Here is an 18,792-nt window from a genome sequence, read left to right as displayed (position 1 = left end):
TCGCCGCACTCGGCCATCAACCCGACCCTACGATTGATCTCGTGCAGTTGCGGTACTCCTTCCGTATCGACCCGACGCCGGGACAGCGCATCGCGTTGGCCAAGGCGTTCGGGTGCGCCCGCGTGGTGTTCAACGACGCGCTCGCGCTGCGCGACCACGCCCACAAGCAGGGCCTGCCGTTCATCACCGATGCGGAACTGTCCCGCACCGTGATCACCCAGGCCAAGCAGCGGCCCGAGCGGGCCTGGCTGGGCGAGGTATCGGCGGTCGTGCTGCAACAGGCCCTGTCCGACTGCACCACCGCGTTCCGGAACTTCTTCGCCTCGATCCAAGGGCAGCGCAAGGGGCCCAAACTCGGGCCGCCCCGGTTCCGGTCCCGCAAGGACAACCGGCAGGCGATCCGGTTCACCAAGAACGCCCGCTTCGCCGTCACCGCCTGTGGCAAGCTGCGGCTGCCGAAGATCGGGGATGTGCCGGTGCGGTGGTCACGGGAGCTGCCCGCGCCACCATCCTCGGTCACCATCATCAAGGACGCGGCGGACCGGTATTTCGCCGGTTTCGTGGTCGAGGTGCGGGAGCAGCCGCTGCCCGCCGCGCCTGCCGAGACCGGGATCGACCTCGGGCTCGGCCATTTCGCCGTCCTGGCGGACGGCCGGAAGATCGACTCTCCGCGTTTCCTGCGCCGGGCGGAGAAGAAACTCAAGAAGCTTCAGAAAGCGCTGTCGCGTAAGCAGAAGGGATCGTCCAACCGGGCCAAGGCCCGCGGCAAGGTCGCCCGCCAGCACGCGAAGGTCGCCGACGCGCGCCGTGAGTTCCATCACCGCACCTCCACCCACGTGATCCGCGAGAACCAAGCGATCTATGTGGAGGACCTGGCGGTGCAGGGGCTGGCGCGCACGAGGCTGGCCAAGAGCGTCCACGACGCGGGCTGGTCGGCGTTCGTGCGCATGCTGGAGTACAAGGCGAAACTGTATGGCAGGCAGTTCGCGAGAATCGGCCGGTTCTTCCCGTCGTCCAAGCTGTGTTCGGCCTGCGGGACGCTGGTCGAGACGATGCCATTGAACGTGCGGGAGTGGTCCTGCCCGTGTGGCGCCATCCATGATCGGGACGTGAACGCCGCGATCAACATTCTCGCCGCCGGACGGGCGGAGAGACAAAACGCCTGTGGAGGGCCGGTAAGACCACCGCTCGCGGCGGCACGGGCCGACGAAGCAGGAAGCCGAGGAAGTGCCGCCGCATGAACGGTGTGGCACAGGCCAGAATCCCCGGCCTTCCAAGCCAGGGAGCACGTCAATACATGTGGACGGGTTACCGGCAACGACGGCACCGGCGGCTACCTGCCGCTGGCGGCAGTTCAACGGCCGCGCCGCCAGTGCGGGCCTGGAGGTGAGCGCGCGTCAGGAAGGCAGGAGCGGAAACGTGAAGCTGGTGGTGACCAACCGGGGCACCGCCACCACGCGGCTCACCGTCTCCGACGCCTACGGCAAGGACCACCCGAAGTCGCACGCGCTCAAGCCGGGGGCGAGGTTCACCACGTCGGTGAACACGCGTCACGCCGGCAACTGGTACGACCTCTCGGTGACGTCCGATCAGGACTCCGGCTTCCTCCGCCGCCTGTGCGGCCACGTCGAGACGGGACGGGCCAGCACCAGCGACCCCGCCATCATCGCCGGCTGAGGCGACCCGCCGGCGGGTGCCGGTGGCGGTGACGGCCCGGGTCACCGCCACCGCGCTCACCCCGGGACCTCTGCTCCTGGCCGGGCGGCTCGGGGCCGGCACAACAGAGGTCCCTCGGCGCGGGCAACCGATTTATCCGGTGGCAACGTGTTTTGGGCGGTTCGTTGGCTTCGCGGGGCCTTCGGGGGTACACGGCAGATCCACCCCCTAAGGTGGTGTGCGTTCATCGAGGAGAAGGAGATCCGGTGAGCGCTGAGCTGGCCATCCCCGACGTGGTCGACAGCCCGACCCGCCCCGCCCCACCGGCCAACGGACTGGCCCGCTGGTTGTTGCGGCATCAGGTTCAGCCGGTCGGGCCCGAGACGGGAGAGGGGCACGCCCTGCCGCAGGCGTGGTGGAAGGTCATGTGCCTCACCGGCGTCGACTACTTCTCCACGCTGGCCTACCTGCCCGGCATCGCCGCGCTCGCCGCCGGAGCGCTGTCACCGCTGGCCACGCTGCTGATCGTGGCGCTGACGCTGCTCGGCATGCTGCCGATGTACCGCAGGGTGGCCAGGGAGAGCCCGCACGGGCAGGGCTCGGTGGCGATGCTGGAGCGGCTGCTGCCGTTCTGGCAGGGCAAGCTGTTCGTGCTGGTGCTGCTGGGCTTCGTGGCCACCTCCTGGATCGTCACGATCACGCTGTCGGCTGCGGACGCGTCGGTGCACATCCTGGAAAATCCCTACTTCCCCGCGTTCCTGCACGGGCACGCGGTGGCGATCACCGTGGTGCTGCTGGTGGTGCTCGGCGGGGTGTTCCTGCTCGGCTTCACCGAGGCCGTCGGCGTGGCGATCCCGCTGGTGGCGCTCTTCCTGCTGCTGAACGCCGTGGTCGTGGCGGTCGGGATCGGCGACGTACTGGGCGCGCCCGAGACGTGGTCGCGGTGGACCGAGGCGCTGATGAGCGGCCAGGGCGGCCTCACCGGGGTGATCGGGCCGGCGGTGCTGGCCTTCCCCCTGCTGGTGCTGGGGTTGTCAGGGTTCGAGACGGGCGTCAGCATGATGCCGCTGGTGGCGGCCCGGGGCGAGGACCCCGAGCGGCGGCTGGCCGCGCGCATCGGCAACACGCGCAAGCTGCTGACCACGGCCGCGCTCATCATGAGCGTCTACCTGATCGCGACCAGCTTCGTGACCACGGTGCTCATCCCGGCCCGGGAGTTCCAGCCGGGCGGCGCGGCGAACGGCCGGGCGCTGGCGTATCTGGCGCACGAGCGGCTGGGCGAGGCGTTCGGCACCACGTACGACATCAGCACCATCCTCATCCTCTGGTTCGCCGGGGCCTCCGCGATGGCCGGACTGATCAACATCGTGCCGCGTTACCTGCCGTCCTACGGCATGGCTCCCGACTGGGGCCGCGCCGTGCGGCCGGTGGTGCTGGTCTACACGGGCATCTGCATCCTGCTCACCATCGCGTTCGACGCCGACGTCGACGCCCAGGCGGGCGCCTACGCCACGGGCATCCTGGCCATGATGGTCTCCGGCGCGGTCGCGGTGACGATCTCCGCCATCCGCCGCCGGCAGGGCCCGGCGACCGCCGGGTTCGTCGTGCTCACCCTGGTCCTGCTGTACGCCCTGGTGGAGAACATCAGGGAGAAGCCGGACGGCATCGCCATCTCCGCGCTGTTCATCCTGGGCATCATCGCGATCTCCCTGGTCTCGCGGGTGTCGCGCACCACCGAGTTGCGGGCCGACCGGATCGAGTTCGACGAGGCGGCCCGGCGGTTCGTGACCGACTCGCTGGACTTCGACGGCGCGCTCAACCTCATCGCCAACCGGCGCGGCCCCGGCGACCGGGCGGAGTACGCGGCCAAGGAGGCCGAGCAGCGCGGCATCAACCCGGTGCCCGGGCGGGCGGACGTGCTGTTCCTGGAGATCGACATCATCGATCCGTCCGGCTTCAGCGACGTGCTGCGGGTGCACGGGGCGAAGGTGGGCGAATACCGCGTGCTGCGCGCGGAGAGCCCGGCCGGGCCCAACGCCATCGCCGCGATCCTGCTCGCGCTGCGCGATGCCACCGGAGTCCGGCCGCACTGCTACTTCGAGTGGGCGGAGGGGGCTCCGCTGATGCACCTGTTCCGCTATCTCATCCTGGGCCGCGGGGACACGGCTCCGGTCGTACGGGAGATCATCCGTTCCAGCGAGCCCGATCCCGACCGGCGGCCCCGCATCCACGTGGGTTGATCACCTCACTCAGCCGTGGGCGACCGGCTTGGCGGACTCATTGAGCTCCAGCAGCTCCACCGTGCCCCGCTCACCGTCCACCCTGATCCGGTCGCCGTCGTGCAGCCGCATGGTGGCGTTGCCGGTGCCGACCACGGCGGGGATGCCGAGCTCGCGGGCCACGATCGAGGCGTGCGACAGCGGCGCGCCCATGTCCGTCACGACGGCGGCGGCCCGCGGGAACATCGGCGTCCAGCCCACGTTGGTGAGCGTGGTCACCAGGATCTCGCCCGCCTTGAGCCGCTCCCCCTCCTCGGGCCCCGCGATCACCCGGGCGACGCCCTCCACCACGCCGGGAGCCCCGGGGAACCCGGTCACGGTCTCGCTCACCGGGGTCCCGCCGCCGCGCGCGTCGTAGAGGTCGGCCCGCCGGTCGGGGTCGGCGGCCCAGCGCACCGGGTCGAAACGGCCGACGATCAGCACCGGGTAGGGCGGCAGCGCCGCGTACCGCTCGTGCGTCGCCCGGCGCACCGGCACCCGCTCCAGCCCGGCCCGGTCGCCGCGCAGCAGCGCCAGCAGCTCCTCCAGGTCGAGGAAGAACACGTCGTCGCCGTGCCCGGTCAGCTCGCCCGCCCGCACCGCGAACGCCCGCAACACCCAGAACGCCCGCATGTTCTCCGATCGGGTGGACTCACGGTCGCGCACGACCGCGTTCCAGCGCTGGACCCTGGCCCGCATCCCGGCCTCCTTACCCGGGTAGCGCCGGGCGAAGCGGGCCCACGCCTCCTCCCTGGCCTTCGCCTGCCGGGCGAGCAGCGCCTCCGTGCCGGAGCGCAGGTCGCGCAGGCCGGCGAGCTGGGCGTCGATCCAGCCGGGGTCCTCGCCGGGCCGGGGCATCGACACCTCGAACTCGTGCGGGCCGCGATGCCCGTAGGTCCTGGCGAACTCGTCCCTGGTGATCTCGCCGCGGGCGAGCCTGGTCAGGCCCATGATCGGGCCCAGGCTGGCCAGCTCGCCGTCGGCGTTCACGCCGGTCAGCATCGACTCCGCGTCCACTTCGCCCATCATCCTGCGCAGCTTGTCGCGGGTGTAGACGAGCGTCGCGCCGCCCTGGCGGCCCGCGGCCTCCAGCATGCGGGAGGAGGTGACCACGTGCGGCTCGATCTCGCGCGCCCACAGGTCGGCCAGCTCGGCGGCGGAGCCGGTGGCGGCGATCCGGGCGCGCAGCTCCTCGCACCGCCGGCGAGAGGTGGCCAGGAACGCGCGCATGCCCTTGAGGTTCTCGCGTACGCGGCGGCGCAGGCGTACGGCCATGGGCAGCACCTGCCTGATGATCCCCCAGCGCGAGATCGGCACCATCGGCACGTCCAGCCCCGGCGGGATCTTGCCGAAGAGCTGCTCGACCGCGCCCAGCCGGGACTGCATGCCCAGGGCCCTGGCGATGGAGTAGGTGACGCTCAGGTTCATGTAGAAGCGGCCGCCGATGTTGCCGACCAGGTCGAAGCCGGGCAGAGCCGAGGCGGACATCGCCTCATGGATGAACAGCCGCACGAACGACCACGTCAACGGCGTCATCACGTCGGGGATGGCCTCGCCCAGGTTGCCGCCGGTCCACAGGTAGTCGCCCCTGAGGCTGTCGTTCCACTCCTCCGGCCGCGGCCTGAGGCCGGTGATCGGGCGGGCCTGGAGGATCGCGAACCTGCCGTCGTGCCGGGCCCACTCGACGTCCATGGGCGTGCCGCCGTACAGGGCTTGCACCCGCGCGCCCAGCCCGGCCAGCTCCACGGCCTCGGCGGGGTCGAGCACGGCGCGGCCGCGCAGCTCGGACGGCACCGGCCGCTCCTCGGTGCCCGTCGCGGTGCGGACGGTCATGACGGCCTTGTCGCCGAGGCGCGTGTCGGTGACCGCGCCGCCGGACACGACGACCGTGTCGGGGGTGACCTGGCCGCCGACGACCGCCTCGCCCAGTCCCCAGGAGGCGTTGACGACGATCTCGTCGCGGGCGCCGCTGACCGGGTTGGCGGTGAACATGACGCCGGCCGCGTCCGCGTCCACCAGCTCCTGGACCACCACGGCCAGCGCCACGTCGTCGTGCGGCACGCCGTTCCGGTCGCGGTAGGCGACGGCCCGCGGGTTCCACAGCGAGGCCCAGCAGCGCTTGACCGCCGCGGGCAGGTCCTCGCCCCGGACGTTGAGGTAGGTGTCCTGCTGCCCGGCGAACGACATGTCCGGCAGGTCCTCGGCGGTGGCCGAGGAGCGCACGGCCACCGGCACACCGAGCTCCTCGCACGCCCGCCGGATCTCCGCGGCGAGGCCGGCGGGCATGTCGTGCGCCTCGAACAGCGCCGCGATCCGCTGCGGGGCGCCCTCGGCGGCGGCCCGCAGGATCTCCTCCTGGAACCCCGCCACGAACGCGCGGTAAGCCCCGGTCGTGATGTGGAACCCGCCGGGCACGGGCAGCCCGGCCCTGATCAGCCTGGCCAGGGAGGCACCCTTGCCGCCCACGGTCGCCAGGTCGGCCGCGGCATCGCCGAGAGGGAGTACGGCCTTCACTTCATACGCTCCTTTGAGCCCAGGGAGCCCGCCAGCCTGCGCTGCGCGATCTCCTCAACGGCGTCGAGAAAATCCAGGGTGGCCCGTGCCATGGCGGCCGCCTGTTCGTCGGTCGGCTCCCGGCCGGGGCTCATGGCGCGCTCGACGGTGTCGGCCACCAGGTCCGCGATCGTGTCGCCGGGCAGGCTCGCCCCGCCCGGCAGCATCAGGAACCCGTAGACGATCGAGTTGATCACCCTGATGTGGTCCCCCGGCTTGTCGCGTACCGTGCCGAGCCGGATCAGCTCCGCCAGATAGCCCTCGAAGGCGTCGCCCGGCTCCAGCCCGCCCGTGCCCTGCCGCTTCTGGCGGGTGAGTTTGCCGAGCACCTCGGAGTCGCCGGACAGGACCGCCTTGAGCAGCGGGCGCCGCAGCAGGGTGCGGGCGATCTCGCCGGACACCGCGCTCAGCGTGGCTGGCTCGCTCCGGCGCACCTCGGCCAGCATGTGGACCCGCTCGCGCCGCAGCAACGCGCTGAAGAGCTCGTCGCGTGTCTTCCAGTGCAGGTAGATGGTGCCCTTGGACACCTCGGCCCGCTTGGCCACGTCGTCGATCGTCGTCTTGTCGTAGCCCCAGCGCAGGATCAGCTCGGCGGCGGCGTCGAGGATCCGGTGCGCCCGCTCGGCCTGGCGCGCGGGATCCTGCGGCGGCCGCCCGACCTTGCCCATGAGTCTCACCCCATTTATTTGACCAGATGAGACTAGTTGGTCATTTAATTAAGCACAAGTCTCCGGAAACGCCGAACCGGCCCGGCCGCACCTCCCGCGCGGGGAGTCGGCCGGGCCGGTTCGCAGATGGATTCAGCCGAGCTTGGCCAGCAGGGCCTCCGCCTCCGGGCCGAAGGACGGGTCGCCGGTGCCCACGGCCTGGGCCAGCAGGCGGCGGGCCGGCTCCAGGTCGCCGCGTTCGTAGCGGATCTCACCCGCCCGGCAGGCCGCCTCGGCCACCAGGTCGTCCTGCTCGGTCAGCCCCAGCGTCAGCTCGTAGTACCGGAGCGCCCCGTCCCGGTCCCCGAGCCAGTAGCACAGCTCGCCGAGGTGCGCCGCGGCCATCCCCGACTCCGAGTCCCCGGAGTCGATCACGCGCTGGTACCAGGTGAGCGCGTCGGGGAAGTCCCGCTTGCGCTTGGCCAGCGCGCCCAGGTACATCGCTCCCAACGCGGCGGTGTGCCCCGTGCCCTCCTCGACGGCCCTGAGGTACCAGTGGCGGGCCCGCTCCTCCTCGTCGTCGTGGTACGTCCGCCCGATCGCGATCATCGCCCGCGTGGCGAACTCGGTGTCGCCGGCGTCGAGCACCTGGAGGTACACCTCCCGGCCCTCCTCCACCCGGCCGGCCTCGATCAGCGTCTGCGCCAGGGTGGACAGCGCGATGGGCTCGCCCCCGGCGGCCGCCTCCCGCAACGTCTCGATCGACGCCTCGGTGTCGCCCCTGCTGCCCTGGAGCATGCCGAGCAGGCTCCCGAACACCCCCTGGATGGGGCTGTCGGCGTCGGCCGCCTGCCGCCGCGCGAGGTCGTAGAAGGCGTCGTCGTCGCCCTCGCCGTCGAGCAGCTCCAGCAGCCGGCCCCCGGCCACGAAGCGCACCTCCGGGTCGTCGTGCCCGCTCAGCCGCTCGAAGATCGCCCGCGCCTCGGCCGCCTCACCCAGCTCGGCCAGCCGGTCGGCGATGCGCAGCTCCGCGAACGGCCCGGGACCCGCCGCCTCGAAGTACGCCCGCACGGCCGCCGGGTCGTCGCACTGCCCGCCCAGCTCCCGCGCCACCTCGGCGGCCCGCTCGCCCATCAGCTCCAGCACCTGCACCGCCAGGGCGTGCTCGCCCCGGTGGAACGCCTGGTAGGCCAGAGCGCGCAGGTTCTCGGTCGCGGGGCCGGCCAGGTCGGTCACGTCGGTCGCGGCCGCCGCCGCGAACGCCCGCGCGGCGCCCAGGTGGTCACCGTCCTCGTACAGCCAGACGCCGAGCTTCATACCGCCCCTGGCCATCCCGTCGGGGTCGCCCGACTCGATGGCCAGCCGCGCCTCGCGGACGGCCCCGCCGGTGTCGCCCAGCTCGCGCAGCGCGCCGGCGAGGTCCACCCTGATGCTCGCCGTGGTATCGGCGAACCCGGTGTCGATGCCCCTGCCGTACATGAGGGCCGCCTGCTGCATGTCGCCCAACGCCTTGTGGGCGTCACCCCACACCCAGTAGCCCATGGACACGGTCTCGGGATCGCCGGTTCCGACGGCCAGCTCGGCCTCCTTGACCAGGGCGTCGTAGTCCTCCTCCAGGAGCAGGTGGGTGAGCAGGCGCAGGCGGCACTCGCGGTCGCCGCGCGCCGTGCCCGCCGCCAGCAGCTCGCGCAGCTCGGCCCGGTCGCCCCGCTCGTCGAGCAGGTCGGCGAGCAGGAGCGTGGTGTCCGGCAGCGCCGCCCGGGCCGCCTCGATCGCCCCGTCGAGATCGCCGCGGCGGTGGCGGACGACAGAGATGTTGCGCCAGGCCATCCCGGCTCTGTCCGGGTGCTCGGTAGCGGGGAGGAAGGCCAGCTCGGCCCGGCTGTGCTGGCCGCGGTTCGCGTTGATCGCGCCCAGCTCGATCGCGGCCCGCGCGACGAGTTCCTGCCCGCCCAGCTCGGCGACCAGCCGGAACAGCGCCTCGGCCACGTCTTCGTCGTCCAGCGCGAAGGCCTGCTCCGCGACGGTCAGCAGGATCTTCTCCCTGGCCGCGTCACGCACCGACGTCACCAGGCCGCGCACGGCCATCACGTTCTCGTCGTGAACGGCCAGCATCACCTCCGCCGTCAGCTCGGACCCGGTCTGCTCGGTCAGCGCCGCGAGCGCGCCCGGCCGGTCGCCCTCGGCGGCCAGCACCCAGGGCAGCTCGTCCGGCGTGGCCCGGCCGAGCAGCAGGCGGGCCACGGCCGCGGCGTACTCGTCGTCGTCCTGTGCGGCGGCCCGTTCCAGGGCGAAGTGCGCGGTCTCGGTGTCGCCCGCCGCCAGCATGCGGCGGCCCGCCTCCAGCATGGTCCGCGCCTCCGAGTCGGGGTCGACGGCCGCCGCGCGTTCGAAGGCCGCCCTGGCTCCTTCAAGGTCGCCGGTCACGGCCAGGAGGCCGCCGAGCAGGCGCTCCGACTCGCCGGTCGGCTCGGGCGGCGCGTCCCGCAACGCCGCGAGCGCGCCCTCGGGGTCGCCGTGCTCCCTCAGGAACCGGGCGTAGTACACGATCCCGGCAGGGCCGAACATCCCGGCCAGCCGCTCGCGGGCCTCGTCCGTGCGGCCGCACGCCACCAGCGAGTCGCCGAGCCGCAGCACCACTTCGGCCCGCCCGTCCTCGTCGTCGAGCGCCTGCGCGAACGCCTCGGCGGCCTCGTCGTGCTCCCCCAGCTCGTGGTGGATCCGCCCGACGGTGCGCCAGGCCAGGCCGCTGAGCCGCTCGTCGTCGCCCACGGACTGCCGCCATGCCTCCAGCGCCCCGCGCTTGTCACCCGCGTCGTCGCGCAGCGCTCCGAGGAAACCGGCCGCCTCCTGCCGCATGTCCGGCCGGCCCGCGGCGAGCACCAGCGACAACGCGCCGTCCGCGGCCTCCGTCTGCCCGGCGCGCTGCCAGGCGTGCGCGCACTCCATCGCCAGCGTGCTCGCCAGCAGGTCCAGCGGCTCCTCGGGAAAGGCGCGCGCGGCCGCCGCGAAGTCCCGGTCCAGCACGAGCCCGGCGAACGGGCACAGCTCGTCATCCGAGGCGGCGAAGGCGGCCCTGGCCGCGTCGAAGTCGTCGAGCCTGACCCTGGCGTAGCCGAGCGGCCACGCGCCGCGCCGCGTCTGGCCCTCGGCGATCAGCCGCTCATACAACCGGCAGGCCGCCAGCAGGTCGCCCTGCCGCTCCAGCACCGTCGTCAGCTCCGTGGCCGCGGAATACCGCAGCCCGCCGCAGCCGGTGTCCATCGCCTCCTGGTACGCGCTGCGCGCCTCCGCGTAGTCCTGCTCCGCGACGATCCCACCCAGCGCGTACGCCACCCACGGCGCCAGCACCGGATGCCCGTCCGCCCGGGCCCGGCGCAGCAGCGCGAGCGCCTCGTCCGCGTCGTTCAGCATCGCCTTGCAGATCATGGCGGTGTACGACAGCGCCAGCGGGTCCCCGGAGTCCGCCGTCGCCTGGACCATCTTGGCCGCCTCGGACAGGTCATATCCGAAGGAGGCCAGCACCTGCGCGAACGCGGCGGTGGCGATCGCCGCCACGGCGGGGTCGGCATGGTCCGTCGCCGCACGGTAGCGCAGCAGCCCCTCCTCCCTCCCCTGCCGCTGGTGGGCCAGCATGGCCGCCAGCACGGGATGCAGCTCCTCGCCCGACTCGCGCAGCAGGTGCAGCACGAAGGTCGCGTGGAACCCCTGGAGCATGTCGTCCGACTCGGCCACGTACGCCAGCAGCTCGTCGGCCTGCTCCCGGTCACCCTCGCCCATCTCCAGCTCGGCCAGCATCACCATGGCCCGCAGCGACTCCGTGACGGCCGTCGAGTCGGCGACCCCGCGCAGCAGCCGCCGGGCCTCGGCCAGTTCGCCCGCCTTCAGGTGGGCCAGCGCCGCGTCGGTGTCCTGCACCGCCTGCTCCGCGACCGGGTCGGCGAGCGGCTTCTGCCGGGCGGCGTGCTCCAGCAGCAGCGCGGCCTTGAAGGCGGCGTCCGAGTCCTCGTGCCCGGCGGCCAGCTCCACCAGCTCCATGATCGCGTCGTGGGCCTCCGGGCTCTGGTCGAGCAGCAGGGCGAGCAGGGGGACGCAGACCGAGGCCCACTCGCTCTCGCCCGCCGTCAGGACGGCGCGCAACGCGATCAGTGCCTCGGCGGTCTCGCCCGCCTCGGTGTGCATCTGGGCCAGGCAGGCCTGGGCCTGCACGACGTACTCGCGCTGGCCGCTGGCGATCACCCGGCGGAAGATGGCCTTCGTCTCGGCCACGTCACCGAGCTGCGCGGTCACCTTGGCCAGCTCGATGAGCGACTCCAGCCGGATCTCGGGCCTGGGGTCCTCGGCGGCCACGCGGTAGGCGGCCGCGGCCTCGGCGTACTCGCCCAGGTCCACCAGCACCGCGCCGAGCAGCTTGTGCGCCATCGACAGGTGGTCGGGGTGGCCGACGGCGATGGCGTGCTCGCACACCTCGCGGGCCGACTCGTACTCCTCCTCCTCGGCGTACAGCTGGTAGAGCCGGAACGCCGAGAGCGACACCACGTTCGGGTCGCCGCACGTCAGCAGAGCGCGGTAGTCGTCCTCGTCCTCGGCCTGCTCGTACAGGTCACGGGCCGAGGCCGGGTCCTGGTGGAACTCGGGCAGCTCCAAGCGTTCGGCCAGCTCGGCCACGGAGGGGCTGTCGCAGCGCCGGGCCCGCTCCAGCGCCGCCTGCGCGCCCGGCGCGTCCCCCAGTTGCGTGCACACCAGCACCAGCGCCGTGTCGGCGAGCGCGGCCACCTCGAAGTCGGCCCCGCTGGAGGCGATCGACAACACCCGGTGCGCCGCCGGCCACTCCTTGGCGTTGACCAGCATCATTCCCATGGCGATCGCCGAGCGCTGGCCGAACACCGGATCACCGGACTGGATCACCGACCGGTGCGCCGCCTCGGCGCCGTCCAGGTCCCCCTGCTCCTGCAGCAGCCCGGCCAGCAAATGAGACGCCTCCGGGTCCCCCGTGGCCGCGATCTGCCTGAACAGCGCGGCGGCCGCGTCGAGGTTGCCCTCTTTCCAGTGGCCCATGGCCGCGTCAAGCTGTTCTGACGCCATCACTTCACTCCCAAGTCATCCCACACAGTGTGAAAAAGCTACACATCTGTCGCGCATGTCATAGGGCATTCCGAGATCTCCGGTCCTCGCGCCGGAAAGTGCGGGAGCGCCGTAGCGTGTAGTCCATGGGCAAGGCGTTCTGGGTCGACCAGGAGTTCGACAGGGACCGTGACGGGCGCTACGCGGTTCACGTGCGTAAAAACCTGGACGAGTTCGAGTGGGGCGACATCGCGCCCGTCAGGTTCGCCTGCGCGGCGTGGCGGCTGGCGACGCCGCCGTCACTGACCCCCGGCTTCGTGCGCTGGGACCGGCGCGTGCTGGAGGCGACCTGCCACCGCAACACCTGGGACGGCACCCTCTACGCCCGGGTCCGGCTGGTCTCGCCGCTGCCCGAGGAGCTCACGCGGTCGCGCGCCTGGTGGCGCGACCGGGGATGGCTGGGCTGGCAGGAGACCTTCGGCCAGTACGTCGAGCCGACCCAGCAGGACCTGGCCAGGATCCCGTTCCTGCGGGCCACGCTGCTCGTCGAGGCACCGGTGCCGCTCGACGACCTGCCGCCGGAGCCGGAGGGGCCGCACGACGAGGTGGAGCAGAGTGCCCACCGGGCGGTGACGGTGCTCGCCCGCGAGCTCAACGCGCTGGTCTCCCCCGTGCTCGACCAGCTCGGCTAGCCCGCGCGGGCCGCATGCCCGATGCACTCGCGGGTAGGCCGGGACGCATGAGGATCACGCTCGTCGTGCTCGCGCTCGCCCTGGCCGCCGCCGGTTGCGCCGTGGACACGTCGGCTCCGGCGCGGGCGGCGGCGGATTTCCACGCGGCACTGGCCGCGCACCGGGAGGACGCCGCGTGCGCGCTGCTGGCCCGGAAGACCGCCGACAAGCTGCCCGACCCCGGCCAGGGGTGCGCCGACGCGCTGCGGGAGGTGCGGCTCGGGGCGGGCGGCGGGCTCGTCTCCGTCTCGGTGTGGGGCGACGAGGCACAAGTACGGCTGACCGGGGACACGCTGTTCCTGCACCGCTTCAGCGACGGCTGGCGGGTCACGGCCGCCGGTTGCCAGCCGATGGGCGATCTGCCCTACGAGTGCGACGTGGAGGACTGATGCGGGTGATGTTCGCGCTGACCCTGGCCATCATCGTGGTCGGGCTGGCGTGGTTCTTCGCGATGGGCTGGTCGCGGCTGTGAGGCGGAGGTGGCGCGCTCGGCGGGCCGGCCGGTGATCACGGCGACGATGCGGGTGCCGGGGGCGAAGGCGCCCTGGCGGGCGAGGTCGAGCAGGCCGTAGAGCATTTTGGCCACATAAATCCCCTCGACCCGAAATTTCGCGATAAATCGCTCCAAGGCCGGGGTTGATCGGGCGTACCCGCCGAAGTGGTAGTCCAGGTTGAGCTCCCAGTTCGACCAGACCCGCCCGTACGCCTCCCGCTGCAGCCGCTCCACCTCCCCGGCCAGGAACCCCGCCCCCTTCAGCACCGCGAACCCGAGCGCCCGCTTGCCCTCCGGCAGCCCCGCCGAGATCCCGGCCAGTGTGCCGCCGGTGCCGACCGGGCAGGCCACGACGTCGTAGTCCGCGGTGATCTCCGCCGGCAGCTCCGCGCACCCGCGCACCGCCTCCGCGTTGCTGCCGCCCTCGGGCAGGATCACCACGTCCTGGCCCCATCGCTCGCGCAGCCGCGCCCGCACTTCCTCGGTGTGCTTGAGCCGGTAGGAGGCGCGGTCGAGATAGGTGATCGTCATGCCGCAGGCCACGGCGTGCGCGATTGTGGGGTTGAGCGGCAGGTGCTCCTCACCGCGGATGACGCCGATCGTGTCGATCCCGTGCCGCTGCCCGGCCTCGGCGACCGCTCTGATGTGGTTGGAGTAGGCGCCGCCGAAGGTCAGCAGCCGCGCGTGCCCCAGGTTGTACTTGAGCTTGCGCGGCTTGTTGTCGTCGTGCATCAGGAACACCCGGACCTGACCGAGCGCTGGATCCAGGAGTTCCTCCATGGCGCTAGTCTACGGTCGGGCCCTTGTTGAGGAGTGTTGGGTTATGCGCGTTGTTGAAGCATTCCGTGCCGCCTACGGCGCGTCCCCCGCGACCGTCTGGCACGCGCCCGGCCGGGTCAACCTGATCGGCGAGCACACCGACTACAACGACGGCTTCGTCCTGCCCTTCGCGGTGCCCTGGGGGGTGACGGCCGCGGTCACGCCGCGCGCCGACCGTACCGTGCGGCTGCTTTCGCTGCAGTCCCCCGGCGAGCCCGTCACCATGGAGACCCACGAGGAGTCGCGGGGCTGGACCCGCTACGTCGTCGGCGTGCTGGAGATGCTCGGCGACCGGGCGGCGGGCGCGGACATCGCCATCGACGGCGACGTGCCGCAGGGCGCGGGGCTCAGCTCCAGTGCCGCCCTCGAGGTGTCGGTCGCCTCGGCGCTCAACGAGCTGCACGAGCTGGGCATGACGCCCATGGAGCTCGCGCTGCTGAGCCAGCGGGCGGAGAACGACTTCGTCGGCATGCCCTGCGGCATCATGGACCAGGGCGCCTCGGCGCTGTCCCGCGAGGGGCACGCGCTGTTCCTCGACTGCCGCTCCCTCGGCTCCCGCGACATCCCGCTCGACCTGGCCGCGCACGGCCTGAGCATGCTCATCATCGACACCCAGGTGCACCACGAGCACGCCGGCGGCGAATACGCCAAGCGCCGCGCCGAGTGCGAGTCGGCCGCCCGCAAGCTCGGCGTCCCGGCGCTGCGCGACGTCACGGACCTGGCCGAGGCCCTGGGGCGGCTGCAGGGCACCGAGCGCAGACGCACGATGCACGTCGTCACCGAGAACCACCGGGTGGAGGCCCTCGTCGGCCTGCTGCGCGCGGGCGCCGTCACGGAGATCGGCGCCCTGCTGAACGCCTCGCACCTGTCACTGCGGGACCAGTACGAGGTCTCCTCCCCCGAGCTGGACGTGGCCGTGGAGGCGGCGCTGCGGGGCGGCGCCCGCGGCGCGCGGATGACCGGCGGCGGCTTCGGCGGCTCGGCCATCGCGCTGGTGCCGGAGGACCGCCTGGACAGGGTGCGCGAGTCGGTGTCGAGCGCCTACGCCGAGCACGGCTTCCAGGCCCCGCGCTTCATGCCCGCGACCCCGGCCGCGGGCGCGCACCGCGTGGCCTGACCCCGGATTCACCGGGGATTTCACAGGCGGTTCACAGGGCGGGGAAGCGGGGCGGGCGGCGCTCCAGGAAGCTCGCGACGCCCTCGGTGAAGTCGGGGCGGCCGAAGGAGACGACCATCTCCCGGGTGGCCGTTTTGGCGGACTCCTGCAGGGTCGCCTCCCAGTCGTGCCACACCTGCCGCTTGATCACCGCCATCGACGCGGGCGAGCTGTGTTCGGCCAGTTCCCTGGCGTATTCCTGGGTCCGCGCCAGCAGCGACTCGCCGGGCAGCGCCCGGTTGGCCAGCCCCAGCTCGTACGCCTCCCGCCCGCTGAACACCCGCCCCGACAGCAGGATGTCCATGGCCCGCTGCTGGCCCATGACGCGGGGCAGCACCCACGACAGCCCGTACTCGGCGATCAGCCCGCGGCGCGCGAACGCCGTCGTCCACTTGGCGTCCTCGGCCGTGAAGACCAGGTCGCACACGAGCGCGTGCACCATGCCCAGCCCCGCGCAGGCCCCGTTCACCGCGGCGATGATCGGCTTGCCGACGGTGATGGGGAACGTGTTCGGCCGCGGATCCGGCTCCTCGCCGTAGGAGCCGCTCTGGATGGCGGCCAGGGTCTTGAAGTCGGCCCCCGAGCAGAAGCCCTTGCCCGCGCCGGTGACCACCACAGCGCGCACCTCGGGGTCCTTCTCGGCCTGGGCCAGCAGGTCGAAGTAGCGTCGCCCCATGGCGTCCGTCCAGGCGTTGAGCGTGTCGGGACGGTTGAAGGTCAACGTGAGCACGCCCTGCTCGACCGTGGAGAGTACGAGTTCTTCCATAGCCCAACAGAACCATGTTCTAGTAGCCGATGGCAAGGATACCCTGACGGCATGAACAGGGACCTCGCCTGGGACGGCTGCCACAACGTGCGCGATCTGGGCGGTTTACCGGCCACCGGCGGGCGCCGGACGCGCTGGAAGGCGGTGGTGCGCTCCGACACGCCCGACCGGCTGACCCCGGCGGGCTGGGCCGCCGCGACGGCCCACGGCGTACGCACCATCCTGGACCTGCGCCGCCCCGGCGAGCACCGGGCCGAGCCCGGCCACCGTCCCCCCGGCATGACCGTCGTGCGGGTCCCGCTGGACCTCCCCGGCGACCCCGACGTCCACCTCTACCGCGGGACGCCGCTCTACCTGCGCCCGCAGATGGACCGCTGGCCCGACCGGTGCGCCGCCGCCCTGCGGGTGATCGCCGAGGCGCCCCCGGGCGGGGTGCTCGTGCACTGCGTGGCCGGGCGCGACCGCACCGGGCTGATCACGTTGCTGCTGCTGGCCCTGGCCGGGGTCGCCGAGCCCGACATCCTGGCCGACTACGAGCTGTCGGCGGCCCGCCTGCGCCCCCTCTACGCCCTGCTGGGCCAGCCCGACGACGACCTGCGCGTGCGGGGACACCTCACCCGGGCCGGCACCACCACGCCCGAGGTGATCATGACCCTGCTGGACGGCCTGGACATCGAGGAATACCTGCGGGCGGGCGGCCTGACCACCGCCGAGCTGGCCTTGCTGCGCGAGCGGCTAACGGTGGTGGACGAAGGCGGGGGTGAGGACGCGGGTGTCGTAGTAACGGTGGAAGACCGGGGTGGCGCTGCCTGACAGGGGCGGCACGATCCACGACCAGTCCGCGGGGCAGACCCGCCCGGCCTTCTCCTCGCGTGACAGGTGGGTGAGGAAGCGCCGGGCCTCGGTGTGGTGGTCGGTCATCGTGACCCCCGCCCGCTCGAACGAGTGCAGCACGGCCACGTTCAGCTCCACCAGCGCGTGGTCGCGCCACAGGGTGCGCTCGGTGGAGGTGTCCAGCCCGAGGTGCTCGGCCACGATGTGGAGCTGGTCGTACCGGTCGGCGTCCGCGAGATTGCGGGCGCCGATCTCGGTGCCCATGTACCAGCCGTTGAAGGGCGCGCACGGGTAGCAGATGCCGCCGATCTCCAGGCACATATCCGAAATAGCCGGTACGGCGTGCCAGCGCAGCCCGAGATCCGCGAACCAGGGATATTCCGGGTGAACCAGCGGCACCTCCAGCACGGCGTCCCCCGGCAGGTTGCACAGCAGCGTGTCCCCCATGCCGGGCCGGATGATCAGCGGCAGCACGTCGAACCTGCCCCGCCCGCCCTGCCACCCCAGGGCCTTGGCCGAGTCCGTGAGTGCCACGTTCCGCGGGTCGCCGACGACGCCCTCGCGGGTCCGGTACCCGGCGTAGCGGATGAGCTGGTCGTTCACGACCCGGGGGCCACGCCGGGCCGGGGTGTCGGGGGGCAGCACGGTGACCGTGGGCCTGATCTTGCCGTCCCCGGTGGCCTCGCGCAGGTGGGCGACGCATTCGAGGGCCACCCCCTCGGCCGTGTCCACGTGTCTGCGGTCACGTACCCGCAGCGAGCGCCAGTAGAGGCGCCCGATGCACCGGGTACTGTTGCGCCAGGCCACCCGGGCGCCGAACTCCAGTTCCTCGTACGTGTGCGTGTAGGTCCCGGAGCGGGCCACTCCCCTGGCGACGTCGCGCAGGCGGGCGGACAGTCCTCCGGCGGAGGGATGTTCGGCGTGGTAGAGCCTGATGAAGCGCTCCGCCTCGCGGAAATCGGTCGTTCGCTCGATCACCCCGGGCGCGGCGAGGGCGTCGAAGGGGCGCAGAGACATGATCCATGAAGGCACGTGGCAACCAGCACTTCTCCGTCGTCGGATCGCCCCGCCGATTCCGGGTCGGCGGCACGTCCTGGTGGTGGCGCCTTCTCCCCGCCTCCGTCACAACATTCCCGCGGCTCCGGTCTCATGAACCGGCCCACATATCTTTCCCCGCCGAACCCCCATTTGTCCCGCCAAACGGAAAGGAACGCCCTCTGTGGGGCGCTACTCATATGCCGGGTTGAGCTTGTCCACCCCCTTGATCTTGTCCGCACGACCTTCGGCCCCGTCCCACACGCAGGTGAGGTGGACGACGCGGGCACGCTTGCCGGGCTTGACCTGCTTGCCGTCCTTGACCTTCTTGCCGTCCTTGACCTTGGGCGGCAGCTTCCCGGCCGGAACGCTGATCGCCACCCGGCCACCGCGCGCGACGGCCTTGCCCTTCTTGACGAACGGCGGCTTGACGAAGTCCTCCTTGGCGAGCTCGGCAACCTTCGCCTTGGACAACTTGACGACCTCGCCGTCGGCCAGCCAGCACGTCAGCCGGACGCCGGCCACGGCCGCGTCGCCGCCGTGCACCCTGACCGGCCCGTCGTCGGCCAGCGCGGACCCCGCCATGCCCGCCATGCCCGCCACGCCGAGCGCGGCGACGGTGGCGACGATCACGACGCGTCGCTTGAACATGAGATCTCCCTCTCCGAGGTGAATGTGACAGCCCCGAGAGTGGCCCCCCGCACCTGAAGCTCCCCTGAAGACACCCGAAGTGATCTTCAGGTACGCCGCCGCACCAGCCCCGGATCCAGCGCCGCCGGC

The 18,792-nt window shown here is 72.2% G+C and carries 14 protein-coding genes; 7 read left to right on the top strand and 7 right to left on the bottom strand.

The window, feature by feature from the left end; all coding sequences use genetic code 11:
* Positions 1 to 41 precede the first annotated feature (41 nt).
* The 3 genes from ABGB18_RS06670 to ABGB18_RS06660 all read left to right on the top strand — a co-directional run bounded on the left by ABGB18_RS06670 (position 42) and on the right by ABGB18_RS06660 (position 3,896).
* Positions 42 to 1,241: a transposase gene (locus tag ABGB18_RS06670; protein WP_347694470.1), complete on the top strand. Its 1,200-nt coding sequence runs from the start codon at positions 42 to 44 to the stop codon at positions 1,239 to 1,241.
* Positions 1,228 to 1,677, top strand: coding sequence for a phospholipase domain-containing protein (locus ABGB18_RS06665; RefSeq protein WP_347694469.1), 450 nt, complete (start codon positions 1,228 to 1,230; stop codon positions 1,675 to 1,677). Before ABGB18_RS06670 ends, ABGB18_RS06665 begins: the two co-directional genes overlap by 14 nt.
* Before the next feature lie 245 nt (positions 1,678 to 1,922).
* Entirely contained in the window at positions 1,923 to 3,896 is a 1,974-nt protein-coding gene (locus tag ABGB18_RS06660) for an amino acid transporter (protein WP_347694468.1), read from the top strand.
* 9 nt (positions 3,897 to 3,905) lie between these two features.
* Here the strand turns inward: ABGB18_RS06660 and ABGB18_RS06655 are convergent, their stop codons facing one another.
* The 3 genes from ABGB18_RS06655 to ABGB18_RS06645 form a co-directional block, all read right to left on the bottom strand.
* Complete coding sequence (locus tag ABGB18_RS06655) at positions 3,906 to 6,428, bottom strand: PEP/pyruvate-binding domain-containing protein (protein WP_347694467.1); 2,523 nt, start codon at positions 6,426 to 6,428, stop codon at positions 3,906 to 3,908.
* On the bottom strand, positions 6,425 to 7,135 hold the full coding sequence (locus tag ABGB18_RS06650; protein ID WP_347694466.1) for a helix-turn-helix domain-containing protein: 711 nt from the start codon (positions 7,133 to 7,135) through the stop codon (positions 6,425 to 6,427). The genes ABGB18_RS06655 and ABGB18_RS06650 overlap by 4 nt, the downstream gene beginning before the upstream one ends.
* A 132-nt stretch (positions 7,136 to 7,267) precedes the next feature.
* A complete protein-coding gene (locus ABGB18_RS06645; protein ID WP_347694465.1) occupies positions 7,268 to 12,199 on the bottom strand; it encodes a tetratricopeptide repeat protein in 4,932 nt (1,643 codons plus the stop codon).
* Between the two features lie 125 nt (positions 12,200 to 12,324).
* On the opposite strand from ABGB18_RS06645, the gene ABGB18_RS06640 reads away from it, so the two are divergent.
* Complete coding sequence (locus ABGB18_RS06640) at positions 12,325 to 12,870, top strand: hypothetical protein (protein WP_347694464.1); 546 nt, start codon at positions 12,325 to 12,327, stop codon at positions 12,868 to 12,870.
* 47 nt (positions 12,871 to 12,917) lie between these two features.
* Entirely contained in the window at positions 12,918 to 13,298 is a 381-nt protein-coding gene (locus ABGB18_RS06635) for a hypothetical protein (RefSeq protein ID WP_347694463.1), read from the top strand.
* Here ABGB18_RS06635 and ABGB18_RS06630 read toward each other — a convergent pair.
* Entirely contained in the window at positions 13,274 to 14,182 is a 909-nt protein-coding gene (locus tag ABGB18_RS06630) for a pyridoxal-phosphate dependent enzyme (RefSeq protein WP_347694462.1), read from the bottom strand. The genes ABGB18_RS06635 and ABGB18_RS06630 overlap by 25 nt on opposite strands.
* A 43-nt stretch (positions 14,183 to 14,225) precedes the next feature.
* Between ABGB18_RS06630 and galK the strand changes: the two genes are divergently transcribed.
* Positions 14,226 to 15,338: a galactokinase gene (gene galK / locus ABGB18_RS06625; protein WP_347694461.1), complete on the top strand. Its 1,113-nt coding sequence runs from the start codon at positions 14,226 to 14,228 to the stop codon at positions 15,336 to 15,338.
* 31 nt (positions 15,339 to 15,369) lie between these two features.
* Here the strand turns inward: galK and ABGB18_RS06620 are convergent, their stop codons facing one another.
* Positions 15,370 to 16,143 (bottom strand): enoyl-CoA hydratase-related protein, encoded by a 774-nt coding sequence (locus tag ABGB18_RS06620; RefSeq protein ID WP_347694460.1) that lies wholly within the window; start codon positions 16,141 to 16,143, stop codon positions 15,370 to 15,372.
* A 51-nt stretch (positions 16,144 to 16,194) separates the two neighbouring features.
* Between ABGB18_RS06620 and ABGB18_RS06615 the strand changes: the two genes are divergently transcribed.
* Positions 16,195 to 16,956: a tyrosine-protein phosphatase gene (locus ABGB18_RS06615; RefSeq protein WP_347694459.1), complete on the top strand. Its 762-nt coding sequence runs from the start codon at positions 16,195 to 16,197 to the stop codon at positions 16,954 to 16,956.
* Here ABGB18_RS06615 and ABGB18_RS06610 read toward each other — a convergent pair.
* Both ABGB18_RS06610 and ABGB18_RS06605 read right to left on the bottom strand, forming a co-directional pair.
* Positions 16,879 to 17,994 (bottom strand): nitric oxide synthase oxygenase, encoded by a 1,116-nt coding sequence (locus ABGB18_RS06610; RefSeq protein ID WP_347694458.1) that lies wholly within the window; start codon positions 17,992 to 17,994, stop codon positions 16,879 to 16,881. The genes ABGB18_RS06615 and ABGB18_RS06610 overlap by 78 nt on opposite strands.
* Before the next feature lie 210 nt (positions 17,995 to 18,204).
* Positions 18,205 to 18,663, bottom strand: a complete 459-nt coding sequence (locus ABGB18_RS06605) for a hypothetical protein (RefSeq protein ID WP_347694457.1) — start codon at positions 18,661 to 18,663, stop codon at positions 18,205 to 18,207.
* Positions 18,664 to 18,792 lie beyond the last annotated feature (129 nt).

It is taken from the genome of Nonomuraea sp. B12E4 (assembly GCF_039871825.1).
In the GTDB taxonomy this organism is placed as follows: Bacteria; Actinomycetota; Actinomycetes; order Streptosporangiales; family Streptosporangiaceae; genus Nonomuraea.
The sequence above is the reverse complement of the archived record's forward strand: the minus strand, read 5'-3'. Positions and strand labels throughout refer to the sequence as shown.